Here is a 20,806-nt window from a genome sequence, read left to right on the forward strand (position 1 = left end):
ATGTGGACAAGACTTGCTCAAGATGTGATTAATGGTAAAGAATTAAGCGACCAAGAAGCACTCGCTATTTTAACTTCCGATGACGATGAATTGCTCCCGCTGCTGCATGGCGCATTTCAAATCCGGAAGCATTATTACGGGAAAAAAGTGAAGTTGAACATGATCATGAATGCAAAAAGTGGATACTGTCCGGAAGATTGTGGCTATTGTTCGCAATCATCCAAATCAACGGCGCCCATCGATAAATATCCATTCATTACGAAAGAGGAAATTTTGGACGGGGCCAAACGGGCTTTCGATAACAAAATTGGCACCTACTGCATCGTGGCAAGCGGACGCGGCCCAACCCGTAAAGATGTCAAGGTAGTGAGTGAAGCGGTTGCCGAAATAAAAGAAAAGTATGGTTTGAAAGTTTGCGCCTGCCTCGGGTTGCTCAAGGAAGAGCAGGCAGAGCAGTTAAAACAAGCAGGGGTCGATCGCTATAATCATAACGTCAATACCTCTAAGCGCCATCACGATTATATAACGACTACCCACACATACGACGATCGAATCAACACAATCGACATTGTAAAGAAACACGGCATTTCCCCTTGCTCCGGGGCCATCATCGGCATGAAGGAAACGAAGGAGGATGTTGTCCATATTGCGCGGGCATTAAGGGCGCTCGATGCAGATTCAATCCCGATCAACTTCCTCAACGCCATCGATGGCACAAAGCTGGAAGGAACGAAGGAATTAAACCCAATGTATTGCCTGAAAGTTCTCGCTCTGTTCCGCTATATGAACCCAACGAAGGAAATCCGGGTCGCCGGTGGACGCGAAGTCAATTTGCGGACACTACAGCCCCTTGCCCTATACGCTGCCAATAGCATCTTTGTCGGCGACTACCTGACAACCGCCGGCCAAGAAGAAAACATGGATTATTGGATGCTGGAGGATTTGGGTTTCGAAATCGAATTGACAGAGAAACAGGCGGAATTGAGCAGAGTGTAATTTGGATGATCATAGATCCGAAAAGAAAAAGTGCAAATTCGTTTAAGCTGAATTTGCACTTTCTTTTTGTATTATTTCGGATTGATGACAATTTCGACCCGGCGATTTTTTGCTTTGCCTTCTTCCGAGTTGTTTAGGGCAAGCGGCATCGTTTCACCGTACCCGGCTGTACTCATCTGGATATGGTCGACTTTTCCGCTTTGGTGCAAGTAGGTCTCCACCGATTTCGCACGCTTTTCGGATAACGTCATGTTGTATTGGTCATCGCCTCCATTATCCGTATGGCCATTAATTTGAATCACGGTATCGGCTTTCAATGTGGCCAAGTTTTGAATCAACTCATTCAATGTTTTTTGTGCATCAGGTTTCAAATCGCTTTGATCGTGATCGAACAAAATGTCATCAGGCAATTGAATTTTTGTTTCCTCACCATCCGTCGTGACATTCGTTTTTTCCGGGGCGTTGACGATCGGCGGCTCAGGGTGAAGGACGATTTCAATCTTATTCCCGCCTTCTTCATTTGGAACGACTTGTTCCCCACGCATCTTTTCAAACGATTCCCCATAAGTTTCGTTCATCTTTGTTTGCAAAATATGCGAATTTTGAGGTTTGGAAGTAATAACAATGCTGCCGGTTTCTGTAATCGTGTCATATGGAATCTGCAATGTAAACGATCCATCACTTACCACATTGGCACTGGAACTTACCCAATTTTGTGCAACAGCAGCGTCTTTCGATGAAAAATAGGAAGCAACCATCGCTGTTCCTTCTAACAAATTGGACTTCCCTTTTACATAGAAATAGTGATGGTCATTCGTTAATTCTGTTTCAACCCATACATCCGTGCTGCCATAATCATCCGGCACCTCATCCCTTTTCGGTGTTTCAATCGGATACACCTTTTGTTCGCCACTAGGCAATACGAGAGTCGAAGCAAAGATTTTCTGGTATTCTTCATCCATTCGTTCATACTTATAGACAAAAGGACCTTTCAAGTTCTCCCCATATTCACCATAAACGGCCTTCACCTCATCGCTCTGCACATTTCCTAGCAGAACTTCCATTGTAACCAACACATAACCGTAATTCTTTAAATCTGTAGGGATTTCAAAGGTAAACTCTCCATTTTGATTGACATCTGCACCTTTCTCACAAAGAAGGCAAACCGGATTCCGAATTGAAAACGGCCGATCCAGCCAATCGATCTTCACTTTTGTCCCTTCCATCAAATTACTCTTCCCTTTGACTACCAACTTTCCATTTTCGTTCACTACTTCTCCACTTAATTGGATGTCAGCGGGATTTTCTTTTTCATCTTTGTTATCTGATTCTGCTTCTGTTTCTTTATCTACTTGACTTGTCTCAACACTTCCGTTTCTCTCTTTTTCCGGCTGTGATTCTCCTTTACTCTCACATCCAACCAACAGAAATATTGTTAACAAAACAAGTGACAACCAGGTTGTTTTTCTTTTCATAGTTTCCTCCTAATTTCCATTTCTATCTATAGCGTAAATGACTTTCATAAGTTTTGGAATGGGTGTGTAGTCCTAGGAGGAAGGGCATTTATTTAAAAGGTGGTAGCTGTACTGCTGTTTCATGTACAACATATAAAATAGAGCTCATATTCACCAATAAGGAATATGAGCTCAAGAAGTTTATTTAAAATATCTCTTTTACAATGATAGGCCTTTATTTTATTTGAGTTAATTCAAGGAATCCAGCAACAGTTTAATCTCTGGATGAAGGTTCAATATATTGATAATAACGGTCATTGTTTCAGCACGGGTTGAAAGGCCTTGGGGATTGAATTTATTTCCGCCTTGCCCTGTAATAATCCCCAACTGCAATGATGCATCGATCGCATCTTTTGCATACGGAGTAATCGCATCACGATCAGTAAATGCATCAGGTGATGAAGATTCCGGTAGGTCATTAAGATTTATAAGTCGGGAAAGTATAACTACCATTTCTTCTCGAGTAATCGCCTTATTTGGTTGGAATTTGCCATTCCCATAACCACTAATGATCCCTGCAGAAGCGAAATCGTTTATGGCATTTCTTGCCCAGTGCCCATTCACATCATTGAAAGTTGCCGGTTTAGTCCCATTCACATTGAAAATACGTGAGAGAATGGAAACGTACTCTCCCCGTGTAATTACTTGGTCCGGTTTCATCGCACCATCTGTGTAGCCGTTAATGATTTCAAGCTTTGTAAGAGAAGATACCGTTTTCTCAGCCCAATGCCCTTTCACATCATAAGGTACCGGTTTCTGTACACCCTTATTAGCTTCTGCAACTTTTGCTTGAATTACTTCCACAATATCCGTGTCCGACTCAATGACATTTGAGTTGAAAATATTATTGGGAACAGGTGATGGTGTCGGTTGAGTCGTTTCACCTGGTGTTGTTGGTTGAGTCGTTCCTCCCGGTGTACTTGGTTGCGTCGTTTCACCCGGTGTACTCGGTTGTGTCGTTTCACTTGGCGTACTTGGTTGCGTCGTTTCACCTGGTGTACTTGGTTGTGTCGTTCCTCCCGGTGTACTTGGTTGCGTCGTTCCTCCTGGCGTACTCGGTTCCGTTGGAGCAGATTGACGTATCACGTTAAGTGTGTAAGTTTTCGTGAATCCTCCCTGTGTCGTTACCACAATAACAATTGGATTTTGACCAACTCTCAAGTTCACATTACTTATCTCGTCAATATTCACAGTGATACCATTTACAGTAACCGTGGCTGTAGGATCCACAGGATTCGCTGCCACATCCACAACGCTAACTTGATTAGCTACATTCATAGTATAAGACACTGTATCTGCAGTAAATGTCGGCTGTAGATTTCCTGCTTGTGTTGAAATTGAAACTAAATCTGCGGACACTACTTGTACTGTACGGGTTACTTCCGTATCGTTCCCATTCGAATCTGATACATGATAACGGAGAGTATAACTGCCCAAAACGTTCGAATCTACTGTACCCGATACCGTCACTTCGCCTGTCAGATCGCCATCGATATTATCTTCTGCGGCGTATCCCGGTTCTTGGTATTCCGTACCGACCTGTAAGAAAACATTTTGTTCACCCTGAAGTGTAATAACAGGTTCCACATTATCTTTGATCTCGAATTCCACTAATGCTGTTGCCGTCTTAAATGCATCAGCGCCATTTGTTTGTCCATTATCCCTCACTGTATAGGTAAAGGAGGCCGTACCACTAAAATCCATGTCTGGAACAAACTCAATTTGATTGTCTACAAGGGTAACGGTTCCACCTATAGCATTATCCGCAGCAATGATCGTCAACTCTTGTCCATTTTCAAACTCATTTCCTGGATGGTCATTTTCAAGCAGTTTCGTAAATGGAATGGAGACTTTTGGTGTGTTTATACCTACAGCTTCAAGTGTATCACCCACCACCATAGGTGAATCATTCACTTCCGTCACCTTGATAATCGCTTCTGCTACTTCGCTTAGCTCACTATTATTGCTGCTACCGTTTGCCGCTTGTACATTGAACCCAAATCCCGCATCACCATACGCATTGGCTGCCGGCGTAAATTTAAGTCCTGAACCACCTTCAGAAGCGGTAATGAAATCTCCATTTTTAATCTCGGTCGCTCCATCATTCTGATATAACATACCGCCAGTAATTCCGGTGATCTTAAAGTGTGTAACTTCTGCTCCATCAACGGCATTCCGTGTGATGACGAGTCCGTCAGTACTTTGCGTATCCTCCGCCGTCTCGGCATTTGTAACAGTCGGAATATCGATTTTTGGATTTACAGTAAAGGAGACTGTTCCCGTAGCCATTTTTGGATCGGGGTTCCCATTGTCTTTTAATATATAGGAAAAACCGGCATTTCCAGAAAAATTGGGTGCAGTCGTGAAAACCACATTTGTCCCTTCTAGACGCACTGTACCACCTATTGGAAGATTGACCGTTTCAATAGTAAGCTCTTGACCATTTTCATTAGATGGCCCAGCCGTGTCGTTTGCTAATAAGTCTGCTAGAGGAATCACCCGCTCTCCCGAGTCTTCGTCAATCGAATCCAGTACATCATTATTTGCCACCGGATCATCATTGACCTCGCTGACATTGATGATTGCTTGCGCTGCACTTTCACTCAGGCCACTACCTGTATTATCAAGAGCTGCCCATACTTTAAAAGTAAATGGCCCACCACCTTCATCATTCGCATTTTCTGCAGGTAAATATTTCAATCCCGCTAATCCTTCCGAGCTAGTGATGAAGTCACCATTATGAATGATTGATGCACCATCGTTCCTGTACAATATACCGCCAGCAATGTCCGTAATCTTATAATGGGTCGGCATCGTCCCCGTCTCCGTCGAGATGATTAACCCATTGACAGAAAGTGTGTCTTCCATCGTGGAAGCACCTGTAATAATTGGTTGTTGCGCGGGTTCAGGCTGCATCTCCAGCACCAGTTGTGGATGGTAACTTGGGTCCGCGTAATCATCAGAGCTGTATTCAAACATAACCCCTGGTTCGCTACTGCCAGTCATAAAGAAAGTAGCCTCTCCATCTCCAGTTAATTGCCTATGCACAAACGTTGTTACATCAAATTCCTTCCAGCCTACTTCAAAATCAGTATCATTCTCAATCAAGGGAGGCGAATCTGGACTAGGCATTTGACTTCCTGCCCAAGAACTATCACTCTCAACACCATAGAGGGTTACTGATGGTAAATGTCCGATTACATTCGAATCGCTATACTTATTAGTTATGTAGATACGTAATGTTGCTTTAGAAATTGACCCAGTTATGTCAGCTAGATTGAATTTTAGAGCAGACTTTTGTTCACCAAGTTCTGGAGAGGTAGATGTCCCAACATAATTAGAAGCGTCTAATGAGAATTTCCCTCCATTATCCCAATAGGCATCTTCAGATAACTGAGGAAATAATTGATCATTTGCTGATACATGTTGTCCCAATATAAACTGGGGAGGCAGAAGCAAAGAAGCTGCTGCTAAAACAGATAATGTTTTTTTCATTCACTAATCTCCTAAAATAGTTAATAGTTTGCCAATAAGCTGAGATTAAGTATATCAGCCTTTTTATAACTAGAATAGCTAATTTTGTAGAAAATATAATACTTTGGTAACATTCGAAGAGCAATCTATAATATTCAATACCTATTTTTTACTTATTTGTATGAAGTTTGCTTCATACTTCTTTCAACCACACAAAAACTCCCCTTATCTTTATCATTAAGAAGATCGAACAATTGGGCAATCATTTTCACGGTATGATTGTTTCTTAAAATCTGCATTCCAAATGTAGTTACGCTTCTAACACTCCATTCAAAAAGGTGGTCAACGTTATGTATAAAAAAAACAGCAGATAACCTCCTTTTAGGGTTTATCTGCTGTCTAACTAGTACTTAAATTCGAACACTAATCTCCATCAAAAGTAAACTTAGGAAGTGGGTCAATGAATTTGCTCCAATCTTCCTTCATTTCTGAATCGGTTAATAAACACTCATCTAATTCATGTTCAATTTTATTTTGGTCCAATTCGATTCCAATCCAAACAATTTCTGTTTGGCGATCGCCGAAAATAGGATCCCATCTATCTTTTAAAGACGGATCTTCTTGGAACTCTATCTCTTGCTCTTCAGAAGCCAAGCTTGCTACCCACTCTCCACCACCTTGAAACTGTACTGAGGCTCCTGCTTGCGATATTATACCAGGGATAGTACGACTGGCTAACCAAAAAAAGCCTTTTCCACGCACAATTCCAGCCGGCAATTCTTCTAACCATTGATACCATCTCTCAGGATGGAAAGGCCGCTTCCTGCGATAAACAAAAGATGTGATACCATACTCCACTGTTTCAGGTGTATGTTCTTCATTTAGTTCTTTTATCCATCCAGCACTGCTACTTGCTTGGTCGAAATCAAATAAATGACGATTCAATAAGATATTTGGGGAGATTACTCCACCTTCAACAATATGCTGTTCTGCTGCCGGGTTGATTTTTGATAAAAATGCTTGGAATGTCTCTAAATATTCCGCTGTAACTAAATCTGTTTTCGTAATACAAAAAATATTCGCAAATTCAAGCTGATCAATTAATAAATCGGAAACGTCCCGTTGATCTGATGGATCATCAGTTTGTTGGCGTTCTAATAAGGTTTCGCCACTTTCGTAGTCTTTCCAAAATCGGAATGAATCCACAACCGTAATCATCGTATCAAGATAACAATGAGCCGTTAAGTCTATTCCTGTTTCCTCATTAATATAAGTAAATGTTTGAGCGACAGGTATCGGTTCGCTTATACCTGTTGATTCAATAACGATGCCCTCAATGTCCCCTTGTTGCACTAATTTTTCCACTTCAATCATTAAATCTTCACGCAATGTGCAACAGATACAGCCATTTGAAAGTTCTACAAGTTTTTCGGTAGTTCTCGAAAAGCCTTGTTGTTCAACTAGTTGCATATCAATATTTACTTCACTCATATCATTGACAATGACAGCTAACTTTTTGCCTTCCCGATTTTGTAATAGGTAGTTTAAGATAGTCGTTTTACCAGCACCTAAATAACCACTAAGTACGGTAACAGGTATTTTTTTCATATTATTCTCCGATTCTTTTAAAAACAACTTCTTTTGTTTTTTTATATAATAGCGTCAGTAAGATACCAAGTACCATACAAAGCGCAATACTAGCACCGGGTGGTGTGCCAATTTTATAAGAACTTACCAGTCCTAAAAATGTACAAATAATTGAAACGAGACTAGCAATTGCAAACACAAAACGAAAACGCGTCGTTAATTGGATTGCAATGGCAGCCGGGAGAATGATGATTGCCGAAACAAGAAGCATACCAATCATCGGAATCATCATCGATATAAATAACCCAATTACTGCACTGAATGAAAACGAGAGCCATTTTGTCTGGATGCCGGATACTTTTGCGACATCTTCATTAAAAATCATCGTATAAAGTGCCCGTTTGGTGATCATGAAATATAGAAATATTCCAATCCCGATTACTAAAAATTCGATTATCTGTTGTTGTGTGACTGTGATAATTGAACCGAATAAGTATTGATCCATTGTTTTTGAACCTTTTGGGCTAATCGACATTAAACATAGCGCGATTGATAAGCCCGAGGCCATCAGTATTGCTATCGAAACATCTGAATAGCTTTTAAAACGTGCCCTTAAAAATTCGATTAATAATGCCCCTAAAATGACGATGATTATACTTACCCATTCCGGTTGGCTGCCTATCACCAGGCCAATCGCCACACCCGCTAAAGCGATATGGCTTAATGTATCTGCAATCAGTGACTGTTTCCTCATAATGAGGAACACACCGATAATTGGTGCAATCAAGGCGATAAGCATCCCTGCAATCAAAGCCCGTTGCATAAAAGCTAATTCAAACAAGTATCTTGCCTTCTTTCAAGTTGGATAATTTGATCGATGTATGGTTTCAATTCTTTTATATGATGAGTAATGATAACGATGGTCACATGGGGGCACATATTTTTTAATGTTTCATAAAATACATTTCTCATTTTTTCATCCATACCTGTTGTTGGTTCATCCAGCAGCAACATATCTGGTTGTGACATAAAGGCTCTTGCTACACACGCTTTTTGTTTCTGCCCTCCAGAAAGTTTACCAATTGGTCGATCTACAACGTTTTGCAATTCAAATACGTCGATTAGTTTTTTAGCTCTTTCTTTATCTTCTTTTGTTATTCGTTCATACCACTTTTTGGACTTCCATGAACCGGAAACAATGAATTCAAAAACTGTGCTAGGAAAATCCTGCTCAATTGAAGAAATTTGCTGCGGCACATAACTTACATTCAAGTTTACCGGCCATAACCGGGTTCCTTTCCATGGTTTTAACAGTCCCAATAAAAGCTTCATGGCAGTAGTTTTCGCAGCACCATTCTCCCCGGTAATTGCCACAAAATCACCCTGTTGGATTGAAAACGATAGATTTTCAATGACCACATTCCCCAAATATCCAAAAGTTACATTTTCTAAGCCAATCGTTGCCTCAGTCATCCCTTTTCATCCTTTATTTTAAAGCTTCTTGGAGCACCGTTAAATTCTCTTCCATGATGCTGATATACGATTCACTATTCTTTTCGTTTTCTTCACTTAAACCTTCCAGTGTATTGAGTACGGCTGTCTTGGCATTTAGCTCATTGGCTAGTGTTTCGGCAACCTTGGAAGATGCATTTTCTTCAAAGAAAATGGTGTTAATGTTATGCTCTTTTGCGAATTCTTTTAGTTCATTTAACTGCATGGCACTTGGTTCAGCATCTGGAGATAAACCAGCAATAGGAACTTGTGTCAATCCATATGAATGTGCTAAATAACCAAAAGCTGCATGTTGGGTGATAATTTCTTTATTCCCTACATTAGTTAAAGCTGTTTCAAACTTGCTATCTAACTCTTGCAACTTCTCAATATAGTTATTTTTATTTTCCTCATAGATTTCTTTATTTTCCGGCGCAACTTTTATTAATTCGTTCGCAATATTTTCAACTTCTTTTATTGCCATTTTCGGGCTTAACCATAAGTGTGGATCAAATTCATGGTGATGTTCATGATGTCCATCTTCATGCTCTTGAGTTTCTCCCTCATGTTCATGCTGCTCATCTTTATGGTCATGGGTTTCTCCTTCATGGTCATGCTGTTCACTTCCATGCTCATGGGTTTCCCCCTCATGGTCATGCTGTTCACTTCCATGCTCATGGGTTTCCCCCTCATGGTCATGCTGTTCACTTCCATGCTCATGGGTTTCCCCCTCATGGTCATGCTGTTCACTTCCATGCTCATGGGTTTCCCCCTCATGGTCATGCTGTTCACTTCCATGCTCATGGGTTTCCCCCTCATGGTCATGCTGTTCACTTCCATGCTCATGGGTTTCCCCCTCATGGTCATGCTGTTCACTTCCATGCTCATGGGTTTCCCCCTCATGGTCATGCTGTTCACTTCCATGCTCATGGGTTTCCCCCTCATGGTCATGCTGTTCACTTCCATGCTCATGGGTTTCCCCCTCATGGTCATGCTGTTCACTTCCATGCTCATGGGTTTCCCCCTCATGGTCGTCTTCGCCATGAACATGCTCCCCTGCTGTGAATGGGAGTAAATCAATGCCCATAGAAGCGTCAATTATAGCTAGATTTTTTGTATCAACGGTTTCTTCCACTTTACCGATCCAAGTTTCCATATTTTCATTGTTAAAAATAAGTGCGTCCGCGTTTTGAATTCGTTCTAAATCTTTCGCTGCAGGTTCCCAATCATGAGGTTCTACCGAGGAAGGAATAAGCATTGTCACTTCTGCTGTATCCCCTGCTATTTGTTTTGTAAATTCGTACATCGGATAAAAACTTGTTACGATTTCAAGTTTTTCGTTCTCACTTACACTCTGGGAGTCATTCTCTAACTGCTTCTCCGTTTCGTCAGTGGCTTGACATCCAGCAAATAGTACAGATGTCGCTAGTACAGACGTATATAATAATTTTTTATTCATTTTAATCTCCTTTATAATACATGTGTTACTGAATCGTCGAGGGGGTCCATATAAATCGAAACAATACCCTCAACCTTTCATGAAGCAAGTCGCATTTTTGTTAAAGGTAATACGACCATCACCAAATTAAGACTTATTTCAGACAACACTATGAATATATTTCACATCGTTTCCATCAGAAAGAGTATGAGGGCAAAAATGGCAACACTGGCGCCACTCGTCACCATTTGCTTACCTGCAATGAGTGAAGCCTCCTTTAGCGAAAGCTCTTTGGCTATTTTCATTAACGTTACAAGACAAGCAGTAAACGTGCTGCATAAAAAGACGACGATGAATAATTCTCCTGTTGGGATGAGTTCAAGAAAATGACCTCCATCCTGGTTTAACAAAAGAATGCCATCTTTGCGGAATAAACTGGCGATAAATGCGGGCGCAATTTGTTCAGATAACCCAACCATCGTAAGAAGCGGAGTGGCAAGTAAAATTAAACCAGACATCCACCCTGTAACTTCCATTAAGGAAGCAACTAAGCAAATCAGTAAAAATATCGGCATCGCCTGAAACACAAATTGGCCGATGACCGGTTTAATTCGATACGTTATTGTATTAAAGGAAGGCCATTGCAAAAACGAGTTATGTTGTCTTAACTTTGGTAACTTCACATTTTTGCTCCATATTTTCACATGAATTAAAGAAATCACCGTCAATGCCATCATATAAGGAATAACTAGCAATATATGACCAGAAGCCCCAAAAATAGAGAGGGTTGCCCCCATTTGATAACTACAAGCTGAACCAAACGAAATAACAGAAATACAATTTTTTCTCGAACAAATATTGCAGCTGCGGGTGGCTTCTATCGCTACAACATTACAACCAAACCCATTGATGATGGGGACAAGATCTTGTCCTGTAAGCCCAAATTTGTGCATTAAGGGATCAAGTGCATCCGTAATGCGGTCCTTCAACCCGCTTTCTTCCGTAATTGCCACAGTTAATGAAAAAAGCAGGACAACCGGAAAAGCCCAGACAAAAGAATAAGTGCCCAAGGTGACGAGGCCATAATCACCTAAAAGCAATGTGTATATCAGATTCGGTAAACGCAAACCCCAATTTGCCAATGATTCCATCATATGAGATTCAACAAAGGATTCCGCCCTGCTCGAAAATTGGTAAGCTAGAAAAATAGGCAACGCATAGATTAATATTAATGTGATGATCGCAGAAAACGGACCAACCCATTGCCGTTGAAAAAATGTTTTAGATGCTTTCACCTTTTTCAATGGCAATTGACCGATTTTACTCACTTCTTCTTTAGTGACATACCTCGCGTTTGAATGAATAGATTTCAACTTTTCCGTTTCACGGGTTCGACTATCGACTATGTACAATGGGAAACTATTGGTTTCTTTGAAATTAGATAGTAATTCCTTAGAAGCAAAGTCCATCTTGTCTTTGAAGGTGGCGATAAGAACAATAGGTACTTTATAAAGATTGAAGAGACTTTCGAGTGCTTGAAGTTCTTCCGCAAAATGAGTTCCCCTTACTACGAGCCAAAGTTGATCTGCAGATGATACTGTTTTGTGGGTATATTGACTTGTTGTTAGCTCGCTTCCCATACGAATTCCTGGTGTATCGACATAAAACTTACTACCGTCTTCCACTTCAGCGATTTTTGAAGTGGCACCTTTGATATTAGACCCTTTCGCAAGAAACTTATGAGGAGCCAGTTCATTCAATAAAGTCGTCTTGCCGGAGGATTCTAAACCAACTAATACAATTTTCATTAGATCCCCCCTAGCAAGCACAGTCTTTTTCACAACATGACAAATCATCCAAATACATGGAAGAAGATTTATATAACTCAAAAACAGAGGCGGTATGTTCCAATCCATGCCGTTTAAAAATTTCTTCTGCTACAATCGCAAAACGTTGTCTAAATTTATAAATAAAACAAAAAATCGTATTCGATTGACGTACGCTCGGCCCAATTAAAAATACAGATGGAGCAACGGTCGATTCATCTTTATCGGTTAAGAAAGGAAGTCCTTCTTCATTCCATTCAAACAAGTGCGCGAATTGTTTTGCACCATTACTAAAACCGGTACAAATAATTGGCTCCCATTCGGTTTCGACGCACTCACCATCCTCAAACTTTATACAATATCCATTTATTTCATCGTTTTTTTCAACCGAAACAGCCCGTTTCTGCGGATGCTCCACAATCTTTTTGGAAATAACCGGTATACTTAAACGTTCTCTCGTGAAAGGGGATAAAGTCCTACTCGGGTCAACTTCCGTATCAAACCATGTACTTGCCGGATAGTATACATCGACCGACTTCCCTTCAGCTGCTAGGTGATAAGCAGCATCCGCCGCACTTTCCCCGCCGCCTATAATTACTCTTGGCCCTTCAAGTTCGGCCCATGAAACAACGTCTCCGTAATGAACTCCATAAGAAAAAGGGCGTTTAGGGAATTGGAACTCCCCACAAGCTACAATGACGGAAGTTGAATAAAAACCATCTCCGTCCTCACTTGTTTGTATCCAGTATTGTTCCCCCTTTTTTTCTATCCGGTAAACATTTGTATTTTCTTGCACAGGCAATTCGAAATGCCCCGTAATTAAATCGAGATAATCCCCGTACTCTTCACCCGATAAATGCTCTTTTCCGAAGGTATAAGCCGGTGAAGTATCGGGCAGAATGGCATTCAAATCCAACTGACCAAATCCATGGGCTGTAAAAGAAGGCGTGATGAGCCTTGTCTCAATGGGCCATTGAAAAAAAGTCGAGCCCACTATATCCCTTTCAAGAATCACAAAATCGGTAATTCCGCTTTGCTTCAGCAAGACCCCCATCCCAATGCCGGCCGGTCCTCCACCAATAATAGTAATCATTTTTATACCTCCTCATCGGGCTGTTTTACAATAACTAAAAACAGCCCGAAATTTCCATTCGAATAAAGTTACACTATTCCAAAACGTAATTATTACGATTTAAAAATGCGTAAATTTTTTTGTTTTCCTACTCAGGACAAACCACGGTTGTACACAATTCTTCCTGTGTCCCCTTCCCTTACTGAAGGCAAACATTAAAGGTTCGCATACTAACTCGTAATAGTGATTCCAGTAATTAATTCATGAACAAAAATACTTGCCTTCTATTATTTTCACAAGATGCTTCGATAAATTGATCCGTGTAATCAAGCCATTTTAATTTTTCACAGCGCTCTTCGATTCTTTCGGCAAGTTCATCTTCTATTTCGTTCATTAATTCGGCAACCGTGTTGAAAGGCATATTAAAATACCGGCTTGCTATCGCATAGGGGGAATGCGCTTTAAAAACTCGAAGATACTCATCCACTGAATTTGATTTTTCAACCAGGCTGTCTTCAATGTCGATAATGAACTGATACAGCTGCCTCTTATCGTCAGGAAGTTTTTTCACTTCACTTTTTAATAATAATTCCAATATCTGCTCATTCATTTTCTGCCGTCCCCTTTTTCATAAACCCTATTTCTTCGTCAAACAACAGTGTTAGTGCTTTGATTACCAGCTGGACTTTTTCACGCCTGGAATCTGTCCTTTGTGGGCCAACTCCCGAAACGCGATACGGGAAAGTCCAAATTTCCGCATATAGCCTCTCGGTCTTCCCGTCATTTCACAGCGATTTTTCAAGCGCGAAGGTGAAGAGTCCCTTGGCAATTTAGCCAACGCCTTATAATCTCCCTTTTCTTTCAACTCTTTTCTCAGTTCGGCGTATCGAGCCACCATTTCCCTTTGTTTTTGATCTCGTACGACCTTTGACTTTTTAGCCATGTTGTTTCCTCCTTGGTTTAATTGAATGAGATGAAATTGTTCCGTCCCTCCACTTCATAAAACTTCATTGTGTAAATAGTAATGATTACGCTTTGTATAATATACAGGTTCCTTCTTTATTTCAAGTTTTTACTAACCGAAGGGTAAAAAGTTTTATCATTAAGGAAGCAATTCTTAGCGCAAACGTCAATCACTCCGTTATTTTCATTCAGGATTTTAATTGCCGCCCGAGATTCTATATTTTCTTTGCAGAATGTCTAAGTCCATTCAATTGTTTGATACATGTTTCTTTATTTAAATTTTCCCCTATCATTACCAAATTCATGGAGAAATTGATTTCTGATTCAATAAAGTAAGGCACGCCATATGCGTATTGGAATAAATAAGTATAATCGGGTTCATTGTCAAAGCGTAAAAAACCTTTAATTCGATAGATGGATGAAGGAATTTCGTTTAACCATTCCATAAAGGCTCCTCGGTTAATCGGTTCTTCAAATAAGTACGTTAAACTTGAGACGTGCAGATGATTTTCCACATGCAGTTGTTCATGAGCAACGGTTACTTTTTCCTCTCTATGCGCAATATCTTCTAATGATATTTTGGAGTAAGTCGTCATCTTCTTGACAGCTAAAGGATTCAATCCATTGACTTCAGTTAGCAACTTTTCATATTCAAGATTGTTCAATAAATCCATTTTGTTAATTAGAATCTGATCCGCATAACGAACTTGTTCTTCCAATAGCTTTCTGATTTTCAGGCTTAATCTTTTTTGATTTAACCATAAAGGGCCGTCCAACACGGTCATAATACTTTTAACGAAAATATTTTCCGCAATCACCGGCGAAAGGCATGTATCATAGATTTCCATTGGATGAGCAATGCCAGAACTTTCTATATAAATCACATCGGGCTGCTCCATTAATGTGAGTGTTAATATGGCCTTTTCAAGCTGGCTTTTATTAGTACAGCAAATACAACCATTCACAATTTCTTCAATCCTTGTTCCGTCGCTTAAAATATCACTGTCAATCGAGACATTTCCTATTTCATTCATGACGACGGCATATTTTCGATCGTGTTTCTTCTCCTGGTCTAATAGATTCTGAAGTAATGTTGTTTTCCCACTACCTAAAAAACCACTCAAAATTACGACCTCTACGTTTTTCATCATACTGTTTCACTTCCATCGCTTTTCTTTTCATTCATATCCATTACTGTGATTTTCAAGTTCTCCGTACCGCAGTTAGTGGTGTATTGGGATGGAGTTTCCCTCGTTAATACGCCATCATCAATTGAATCAATACATCTGTATAAGAGGGTAATTCATAAACTAATATTTCTTGGTTAACGCTTATTTATAGTCGTGATATCATATCACTCTCCTGTTTCTGTATAGCTAAAGTATTACTTACCTCGTTTAATCAACATCACACAAATAGTAATGATTACGATTTGAATCGTACCTTCAATCATTTCATACGTCAAGAAATAAGTGAATCATGTATTACAAATGGGAGCGTGATTATATCTGAGAAAATTTTGGGAAATCACTGAATCGTTATTGATCCAGGACATGGTAATCCATGGCCAGGTGCAACGGCGAATGGTTTAATTGAACGTGATGTTGTTCTCAAAATTGCTAATGCTCAACTTAAAGCTTATGGAGCATTAACTAAACAGAGTCGAACAACTGCTTCTGCACTGAGTTCGGATTTGACTACAGATTTCAACGCGCGTGTTAATGGTTGAAATTCTTTCGGAGCTTTGTGTGCATTCACAATAATGCAGCAACTTCTACCTCTGCTAATGGCGTAGAAACACTGATCCATCCTCTTTCTAGTAGAATAATAGATCTTTACCGACAAAGGTAAACTCTACCGTTCTTTACGTACAGGTATGGCCCAACGTTCAACCCCTGCCGTAGAACGTGATACCTTACGAGTTCTTTACACAGATAATAAAGCTTGGGCAATTTTAGTTGAAGTTAGTTTTAAGCAATACATCATACGCAAGCAAATTAAATACAGACGCAGAATGTACAGGAAAAGCTATTGCTGAGGGTATTAAAAATGAGGTTAATAGTACACCACTTATGTAAACTTAAAAAGACACCAAATACTAGCACAGTATTCGGTGTCTTCTTTTATCAAACATCACCAATATAAATATATTGGAAATTTCCTTTTTGATCGTATACAAAACTTATCGAAAGCCTCTCTTCTTTTTCTAAGTCTTCTAAATAATAACCAATGTCTGTACTGTCAGACTGAACATTAAAATAAGCAATGTACATTGGGAGTTTTGCTTTCTCAATCGGGAATCCCGCACTATTTGTATTAGTCGGGGTTTTGAAGTTTATTTCTCCATTTCCCACATTAAACTCAGTGTTATAATCGGTTTTTATTTGTTCATATTGCTTTTCATTGATTAATCTCATAATCGTTCTGGATGTACTATCAAATTGTTGGAGATGTGCACTATAATCACTTTTCAACTTCTCCAATTCATCTTTTAATTTCTGATTCTCTTCTTTTAGTTCATCAATTTGAGTTGCGCTATCTTGAGCAGTAGAATCTATTTCTTCTTTATCGGAACAACCTATTAAAAGCAAAAATATACTTAAAGTTAGAACTAATCTCACTTTCCCCATAATACTCCCCCTTAATATAAATATACAATAGCATTAATATAATTTATCGCCAATAATTATTTACATTAATACCCATTAGTGGTATTAACTTATTGCATTTTTTTATACTGCGTTCAATCGGATGTAGTCTTTTATTATAATTAAAAAAGGCCTACGTCGTATTGAATCCAATTCAAGCCTTACCTTGTTATCTAGTGAAATTAGTTCACAAACCTTCTTATGTTATTCGTTTTACTTTAATTCATTTTCTCCTTTATCTTGCCCCACTAGCGTCTAAAGGGAGAAAATAAAAAACCCTTGATATTCAAGGGGTTAGACACTATTTGAAATCCATTGCACTCGTATTAATGGAGACGGCGGGAGTCGAACCCGCTTCTCCTAGAAAGGTATTAACAGCAGTTTTTACAAGGGTTTTTGACTACTTTAAAAATTCTTTGACTACGCTTTTGACTACATTTAACAAAAATACTATTGCGGGGGCAATTCAAATTAATACTTTTAATTCAACTTATATACCTAACAACAAATATTTTATAAAACTTCTATCCAACCTATTAACTTAGTTTGATAATCTCTATCTTCTGTAACTATACCCTTATAAATCAAATCCCTTTGCAGCATTGGCTCAATTAGATCTTTTAATAAATACTCTCTATTTATATCAGGAATATTATCTGCCGAATTGAATTGGAATATTTCATCTAATTGTTTTTCCCATTTAGGTATTCTATTACCATCTAAATCTGTAGCAATAGATACTACATATTGCTTAATATCCTTTTTCTCACCTTGTACTGTTACATTCCATATAGAGACAATACCATTCATTTGATCTCTACTTTTTACGATAATTCCCAGATATTTAGGATCCTGATTTTGATAAATTTCAATGTAACGGCTTACTAAAGGATGATCTAGCCCTAACAACTCTATATTTTCTTCTTTTAAGGACATTTCCCGTTCTGTTGTTAAATGTAACTTAGTAAAGTTCGAATCCGTAACCTCAATTATATTATCTTCAGATTTAATAAAACTTCCATTCTCTTGTAGAATCGCTAATCGAATAAAATTTTCTAGCTCTTCCATACCAGACTCAACATCTGAGATAGGTTTATATTCATCTAAACTAAAACGGTCCAATTCTTGAAACAATTCAGATACAGCTTTTTTCGCTTCAACAGCGTTACTCATAGCTGCTTCTAATTCATATTTCGTTCTTTTCAACTCTGGATCATTTAGGGCATTATTGTATAACTTTTCATAGTTCAGTTTTTCTGAAAGTTGTCCTAAAATTTGTGATTGTAAATCCTCAGCAACATTACCCGACTCGTCTAATTTACCCAATGTTTTAGCAATCTCTTTAAGCTTTTCATCTAACAATAAATATATTTTTCCTTCAATTGTATCTGACAAGATTAAATTATAGACTTGTGCTGTATCTTGTTGACCATATCTATGAATTCGACCTATCCTTTGTTCAACATCCATAGGGTTCCAAGGTAAATCAAAATTAAACAGTATTCTAGCAAATTGAAGATTTATTCCCTCTCTACCTGCTGCTGTTGAAATTAACACTTTAGGGCCATTAGGATTTTTGAATCTCTTCTCAGCAGCAACCTTAGCTCCATGGTCCCCACCTTTTAACACAGTTACACCTTGTCCTGGATAGTATTTTTCAATTTCATTTGACAACATCTCGACAGTACCTAGATATGTAGCAAAAATTACAATTTTTTCATTAGGATTGCTATTCCATAGTACACCTAATGCATGAAGAAGTTTCTTAACTTTTGTCTCTAGATTAATAGGGCTCTTGGATAATAATTTTTTTATTCGACAACGTTCTTCTGGTAGAGCATACTTAATTGCTGTCAGTATAGACTCTTCTGCATTTCCTAGTTCCAATTCACTAGAGCTTGAATCTGCTGCTACTAATAAATCTTCTTCGCTCATTTTCTTAAGAATTTTCCGTTTATAATCAGAAAGAATATGATCTACTTCAAGGTTAGATAATCGATCATCCCCAAGTTTATATTCTGCTCGAATAATCTCCCGTGCTTCATTGAATGCATTTTCTCTAGCATCAATATCAAGATTTCCATCATGAACAATTCCCTCTTGAATTGTAAGAGCCAACAATCTTCGTCGCAAAGTTCTATTAACAGCAGCAAAACTAGAAGCAGCTATTTTTTGAAAAATTGTCATAACAAAACCCAGCGCTCTTCCTTTAGCTCCTTCACGATTTGCAAGTGCAAATCCATCTGCTAAATACTCAACAAGCTCTTGATAAAATATCCTTTCTTCAGTGGACATAATAAATGATTCTGTTTGCACAAATCTTCTAGCGAATAAAGTTGAACCATCAGCTTTACATGCATCAGCTTTTGTTCGACGAAAAACAACTTCATTTAATCTATGTCTATTTTCAAGCATATCATCTGTATTATGAAATAGAGCTGGATTTAGTAGTTTAGTCAGCAACCAAAACCTAAAATTATCACCTTGGTGTGGAGTTGCAGATAATAAAATCAAATCTCTTGAAAGCTCTCGCATTACCTCTGCTAACTTATAATTCTCTGTTTTCTTTACCTTACCGCCATTTTTATAGGCAGTTAAATGATGTGCCTCGTCAAATACTACTAAATCCCATATAGGAGCCTCTCGTAATTTGTCAATCCGTGATTTTCTTTTTAATGTATCTATACTTGCAATGAGTCGGTTATGTTTAGCAAAAGCATTGGAGCGTCTATCTGTAACATCCCCTTCACTACCAAAAACTTCAAAGTTCAAGTTAAATACTTCATTTAATTCTCTATGCCAGTTATTTACTAATCCTGCTGGAACAATCATTAAAGCCCTTTCCAATTCTCCCCTACTGGCCAATTCTCTCAGTATTAAAGCCGTTTCAATTGTTTTTCCTAATCCAACTTCATCCGCTACTAAATATCTTCTTGGTGATGCAGTTGCAATTCGATGAGTTAAGACTACTTGGTGAGGCAACAAATCAATCTTTGCAGAAGTAAGGATTGCTGCACTGTCAAGTAATGGTAGTTTATATGATTGGTACGCTAACCAAGCTTTTTTTATACGTTGTTCACCTATACCAAGATGGCTAATTATTTGTTCGGAACGACTTAACAAATACGAAAGGGTATCAATTGATACCCTTCTCTCACCATTACTAAAGAATACTTGCATAAAACCATTACTTAAAATGCCAATAATAACGCCTTCGCCATGCTCGCTATGAAATACCCTTTGCCCTATTTGAAATTTCATTATTATCACCTTCTTAAGAAATTCTCGGATGATATATACCGATACAATTCTTATCATTCAAATCAAAACTATTTTGATTATTAATTATTAATTTTGCATCAATTGCAGCTCCATTCCAAAGGCATCGACTTAAAGGAATTTGAATACCATTATATGGACCACTGCAATTCCAATAATATATCCCATCTGCTTTTTGTTCTAAACGTTTTTGACCATCAGGTATCCAAAAAATTAGTGAACACTGCCCCTCATACATACTTTGAAAAGATAGAAGTGCCCGATAAAAATTATTCTCAAGCCAATCAATAATTTCTTCAGGCTCCATAACATCTATTAAAGTATCTAAACCACTAACAATCATTGCGTAACCATTTGCCGATAATAATTCGTCTGGCCATTCTGTTTTATAAAAACTTAAAAATTGTCTAACACTAAGTATACTCTGAACATTAGTTATCGAAGATAGCTTTGAAGCATCCCAAAGGAGTGAAATTCCTTTTCGAACCCATGTATCAGAACTTATTGTTGAAACCATC

Annotated in this window: 16 protein-coding genes; 2 read left to right on the forward strand and 14 right to left on the reverse strand. The window is 38.7% G+C overall.

Annotation, left to right across the window (positions count from 1 at the left end):
• The gene (bioB, locus tag CD33_RS12585; protein ID WP_036201241.1) at nt 1-996 is read left to right on the forward strand and encodes a biotin synthase BioB; all 996 of its coding nucleotides are present in this window, start codon (nt 1-3) and stop codon (nt 994-996) included.
• Nucleotides 997-1,067: 71 nt separating this feature from the next.
• On the opposite strand, the gene CD33_RS19495 is transcribed toward bioB, so the two are convergent.
• The 11 genes from CD33_RS19495 to CD33_RS12640 all read right to left on the reverse strand — a co-directional run bounded on the left by CD33_RS19495 (nt 1,068) and on the right by CD33_RS12640 (nt 15,512).
• A complete protein-coding gene (locus tag CD33_RS19495) occupies nt 1,068-2,471 on the reverse strand; it encodes an OmpA family protein (protein ID WP_052130208.1) in 1,404 nt (467 codons plus the stop codon).
• Nucleotides 2,472-2,699: 228 nt separating this feature from the next.
• Complete coding sequence (locus CD33_RS19500) at nt 2,700-6,005, reverse strand: S-layer homology domain-containing protein (RefSeq protein ID WP_052130209.1); 3,306 nt, start codon at nt 6,003-6,005, stop codon at nt 2,700-2,702.
• A gap of 402 nt (nt 6,006-6,407) precedes the next feature.
• A complete protein-coding gene (locus CD33_RS12600; RefSeq protein WP_036201243.1) occupies nt 6,408-7,592 on the reverse strand; it encodes a GTP-binding protein in 1,185 nt (394 codons plus the stop codon).
• Between the two features lies 1 nt (nt 7,593).
• A complete protein-coding gene (locus tag CD33_RS12605) occupies nt 7,594-8,412 on the reverse strand; it encodes a metal ABC transporter permease (RefSeq protein WP_235863275.1) in 819 nt (272 codons plus the stop codon).
• Nucleotides 8,400-9,044 (reverse strand): metal ABC transporter ATP-binding protein, encoded by a 645-nt coding sequence (locus CD33_RS12610; RefSeq protein ID WP_036201244.1) that lies wholly within the window; start codon nt 9,042-9,044, stop codon nt 8,400-8,402. Before CD33_RS12610 ends, CD33_RS12605 begins: the two co-directional genes overlap by 13 nt.
• 13 nt (nt 9,045-9,057) lie before the next feature.
• Complete coding sequence (locus tag CD33_RS12615) at nt 9,058-10,521, reverse strand: metal ABC transporter solute-binding protein, Zn/Mn family (RefSeq protein WP_036201245.1); 1,464 nt, start codon at nt 10,519-10,521, stop codon at nt 9,058-9,060.
• A gap of 161 nt (nt 10,522-10,682) precedes the next feature.
• Nucleotides 10,683-12,308: a nucleoside recognition domain-containing protein gene (locus CD33_RS12620; protein WP_036201246.1), complete on the reverse strand. Its 1,626-nt coding sequence runs from the start codon at nt 12,306-12,308 to the stop codon at nt 10,683-10,685.
• A 10-nt stretch (nt 12,309-12,318) separates the two neighbouring features.
• Nucleotides 12,319-13,419, reverse strand: a complete 1,101-nt coding sequence (locus CD33_RS12625; protein WP_036201248.1) for an NAD(P)/FAD-dependent oxidoreductase — start codon at nt 13,417-13,419, stop codon at nt 12,319-12,321.
• Between the two features lie 235 nt (nt 13,420-13,654).
• The gene (locus CD33_RS12630) at nt 13,655-14,008 is read right to left on the reverse strand and encodes a hypothetical protein (RefSeq protein ID WP_036201249.1); all 354 of its coding nucleotides are present in this window, start codon (nt 14,006-14,008) and stop codon (nt 13,655-13,657) included.
• 63 nt (nt 14,009-14,071) lie between these two features.
• Nucleotides 14,072-14,341 carry a 30S ribosomal protein S14 gene (gene rpsN, locus CD33_RS12635; protein WP_036201250.1) on the reverse strand — a complete coding sequence of 90 codons (270 nt, stop codon included), beginning with the start codon at nt 14,339-14,341 and terminating at the stop codon, nt 14,072-14,074.
• A 235-nt stretch (nt 14,342-14,576) separates the two neighbouring features.
• The gene (locus tag CD33_RS12640; protein WP_052130210.1) at nt 14,577-15,512 is read right to left on the reverse strand and encodes a CobW family GTP-binding protein; all 936 of its coding nucleotides are present in this window, start codon (nt 15,510-15,512) and stop codon (nt 14,577-14,579) included.
• Nucleotides 15,513-15,901: 389 nt separating this feature from the next.
• On the opposite strand from CD33_RS12640, the gene CD33_RS19900 reads away from it, so the two are divergent.
• Entirely contained in the window at nt 15,902-16,090 is a 189-nt protein-coding gene (locus CD33_RS19900) for an N-acetylmuramoyl-L-alanine amidase (RefSeq protein WP_258516955.1), read from the forward strand.
• 397 nt (nt 16,091-16,487) lie between these two features.
• On the opposite strand, the gene CD33_RS12645 is transcribed toward CD33_RS19900, so the two are convergent.
• The 3 genes from CD33_RS12645 to CD33_RS19505 all read right to left on the reverse strand — a co-directional run bounded on the left by CD33_RS12645 (nt 16,488) and on the right by CD33_RS19505 (nt 20,805).
• On the reverse strand, nt 16,488-16,991 hold the full coding sequence (locus tag CD33_RS12645; protein WP_036201251.1) for an SH3 domain-containing protein: 504 nt from the start codon (nt 16,989-16,991) through the stop codon (nt 16,488-16,490).
• 531 nt (nt 16,992-17,522) lie between these two features.
• Complete coding sequence (locus CD33_RS12655; RefSeq protein WP_036201254.1) at nt 17,523-20,270, reverse strand: DEAD/DEAH box helicase; 2,748 nt, start codon at nt 20,268-20,270, stop codon at nt 17,523-17,525.
• Nucleotides 20,271-20,283: 13 nt separating this feature from the next.
• The gene (locus CD33_RS19505; protein WP_052130212.1) at nt 20,284-20,805 is read right to left on the reverse strand and encodes a hypothetical protein; all 522 of its coding nucleotides are present in this window, start codon (nt 20,803-20,805) and stop codon (nt 20,284-20,286) included.
• Nucleotide 20,806 lies beyond the last annotated feature (1 nt).

The organism is Ureibacillus sinduriensis BLB-1 = JCM 15800 (assembly GCF_000772955.1).
In the GTDB taxonomy this organism is placed as follows: domain Bacteria; phylum Bacillota; class Bacilli; order Bacillales_A; family Planococcaceae; genus Ureibacillus; species Ureibacillus sinduriensis.

What these genes read in the sequence shown, in the direction of transcription:
- bioB (WP_036201241.1), top strand. Translation starts at nt 1, where the DNA reads ATGTGGACAAGACTTGCTCAAGATGTGATTAATGGTAAAGAATTAAGC.
- CD33_RS12645 (WP_036201251.1), bottom strand. Translation starts at nt 16,991, where the DNA reads ATGGGGAAAGTGAGATTAGTTCTAACTTTAAGTATATTTTTGCTTTTA.
- CD33_RS12620 (WP_036201246.1), bottom strand. Translation starts at nt 12,308, where the DNA reads ATGAAAATTGTATTAGTTGGTTTAGAATCCTCCGGCAAGACGACTTTA.
- CD33_RS12610 (WP_036201244.1), bottom strand. Translation starts at nt 9,044, where the DNA reads ATGACTGAGGCAACGATTGGCTTAGAAAATGTAACTTTTGGATATTTG.
- CD33_RS12655 (WP_036201254.1), bottom strand. Translation starts at nt 20,270, where the DNA reads ATGAAATTTCAAATAGGGCAAAGGGTATTTCATAGCGAGCATGGCGAA.
- rpsN (WP_036201250.1), bottom strand. Translation starts at nt 14,341, where the DNA reads ATGGCTAAAAAGTCAAAGGTCGTACGAGATCAAAAACAAAGGGAAATG.
- CD33_RS19500 (WP_052130209.1), bottom strand. Translation starts at nt 6,005, where the DNA reads ATGAAAAAAACATTATCTGTTTTAGCAGCAGCTTCTTTGCTTCTGCCT.
- CD33_RS19505 (WP_052130212.1), bottom strand. Translation starts at nt 20,805, where the DNA reads ATGGTTTCAACAATAAGTTCTGATACATGGGTTCGAAAAGGAATTTCA.
- CD33_RS12615 (WP_036201245.1), bottom strand. Translation starts at nt 10,521, where the DNA reads ATGAATAAAAAATTATTATATACGTCTGTACTAGCGACATCTGTACTA.
- CD33_RS19495 (WP_052130208.1), bottom strand. Translation starts at nt 2,471, where the DNA reads ATGAAAAGAAAAACAACCTGGTTGTCACTTGTTTTGTTAACAATATTT.
- CD33_RS12630 (WP_036201249.1), bottom strand. Translation starts at nt 14,008, where the DNA reads ATGAATGAGCAGATATTGGAATTATTATTAAAAAGTGAAGTGAAAAAA.
- CD33_RS12640 (WP_052130210.1), bottom strand. Translation starts at nt 15,512, where the DNA reads ATGATGAAAAACGTAGAGGTCGTAATTTTGAGTGGTTTTTTAGGTAGT.
- CD33_RS12625 (WP_036201248.1), bottom strand. Translation starts at nt 13,419, where the DNA reads ATGATTACTATTATTGGTGGAGGACCGGCCGGCATTGGGATGGGGGTC.
- CD33_RS12600 (WP_036201243.1), bottom strand. Translation starts at nt 7,592, where the DNA reads ATGAAAAAAATACCTGTTACCGTACTTAGTGGTTATTTAGGTGCTGGT.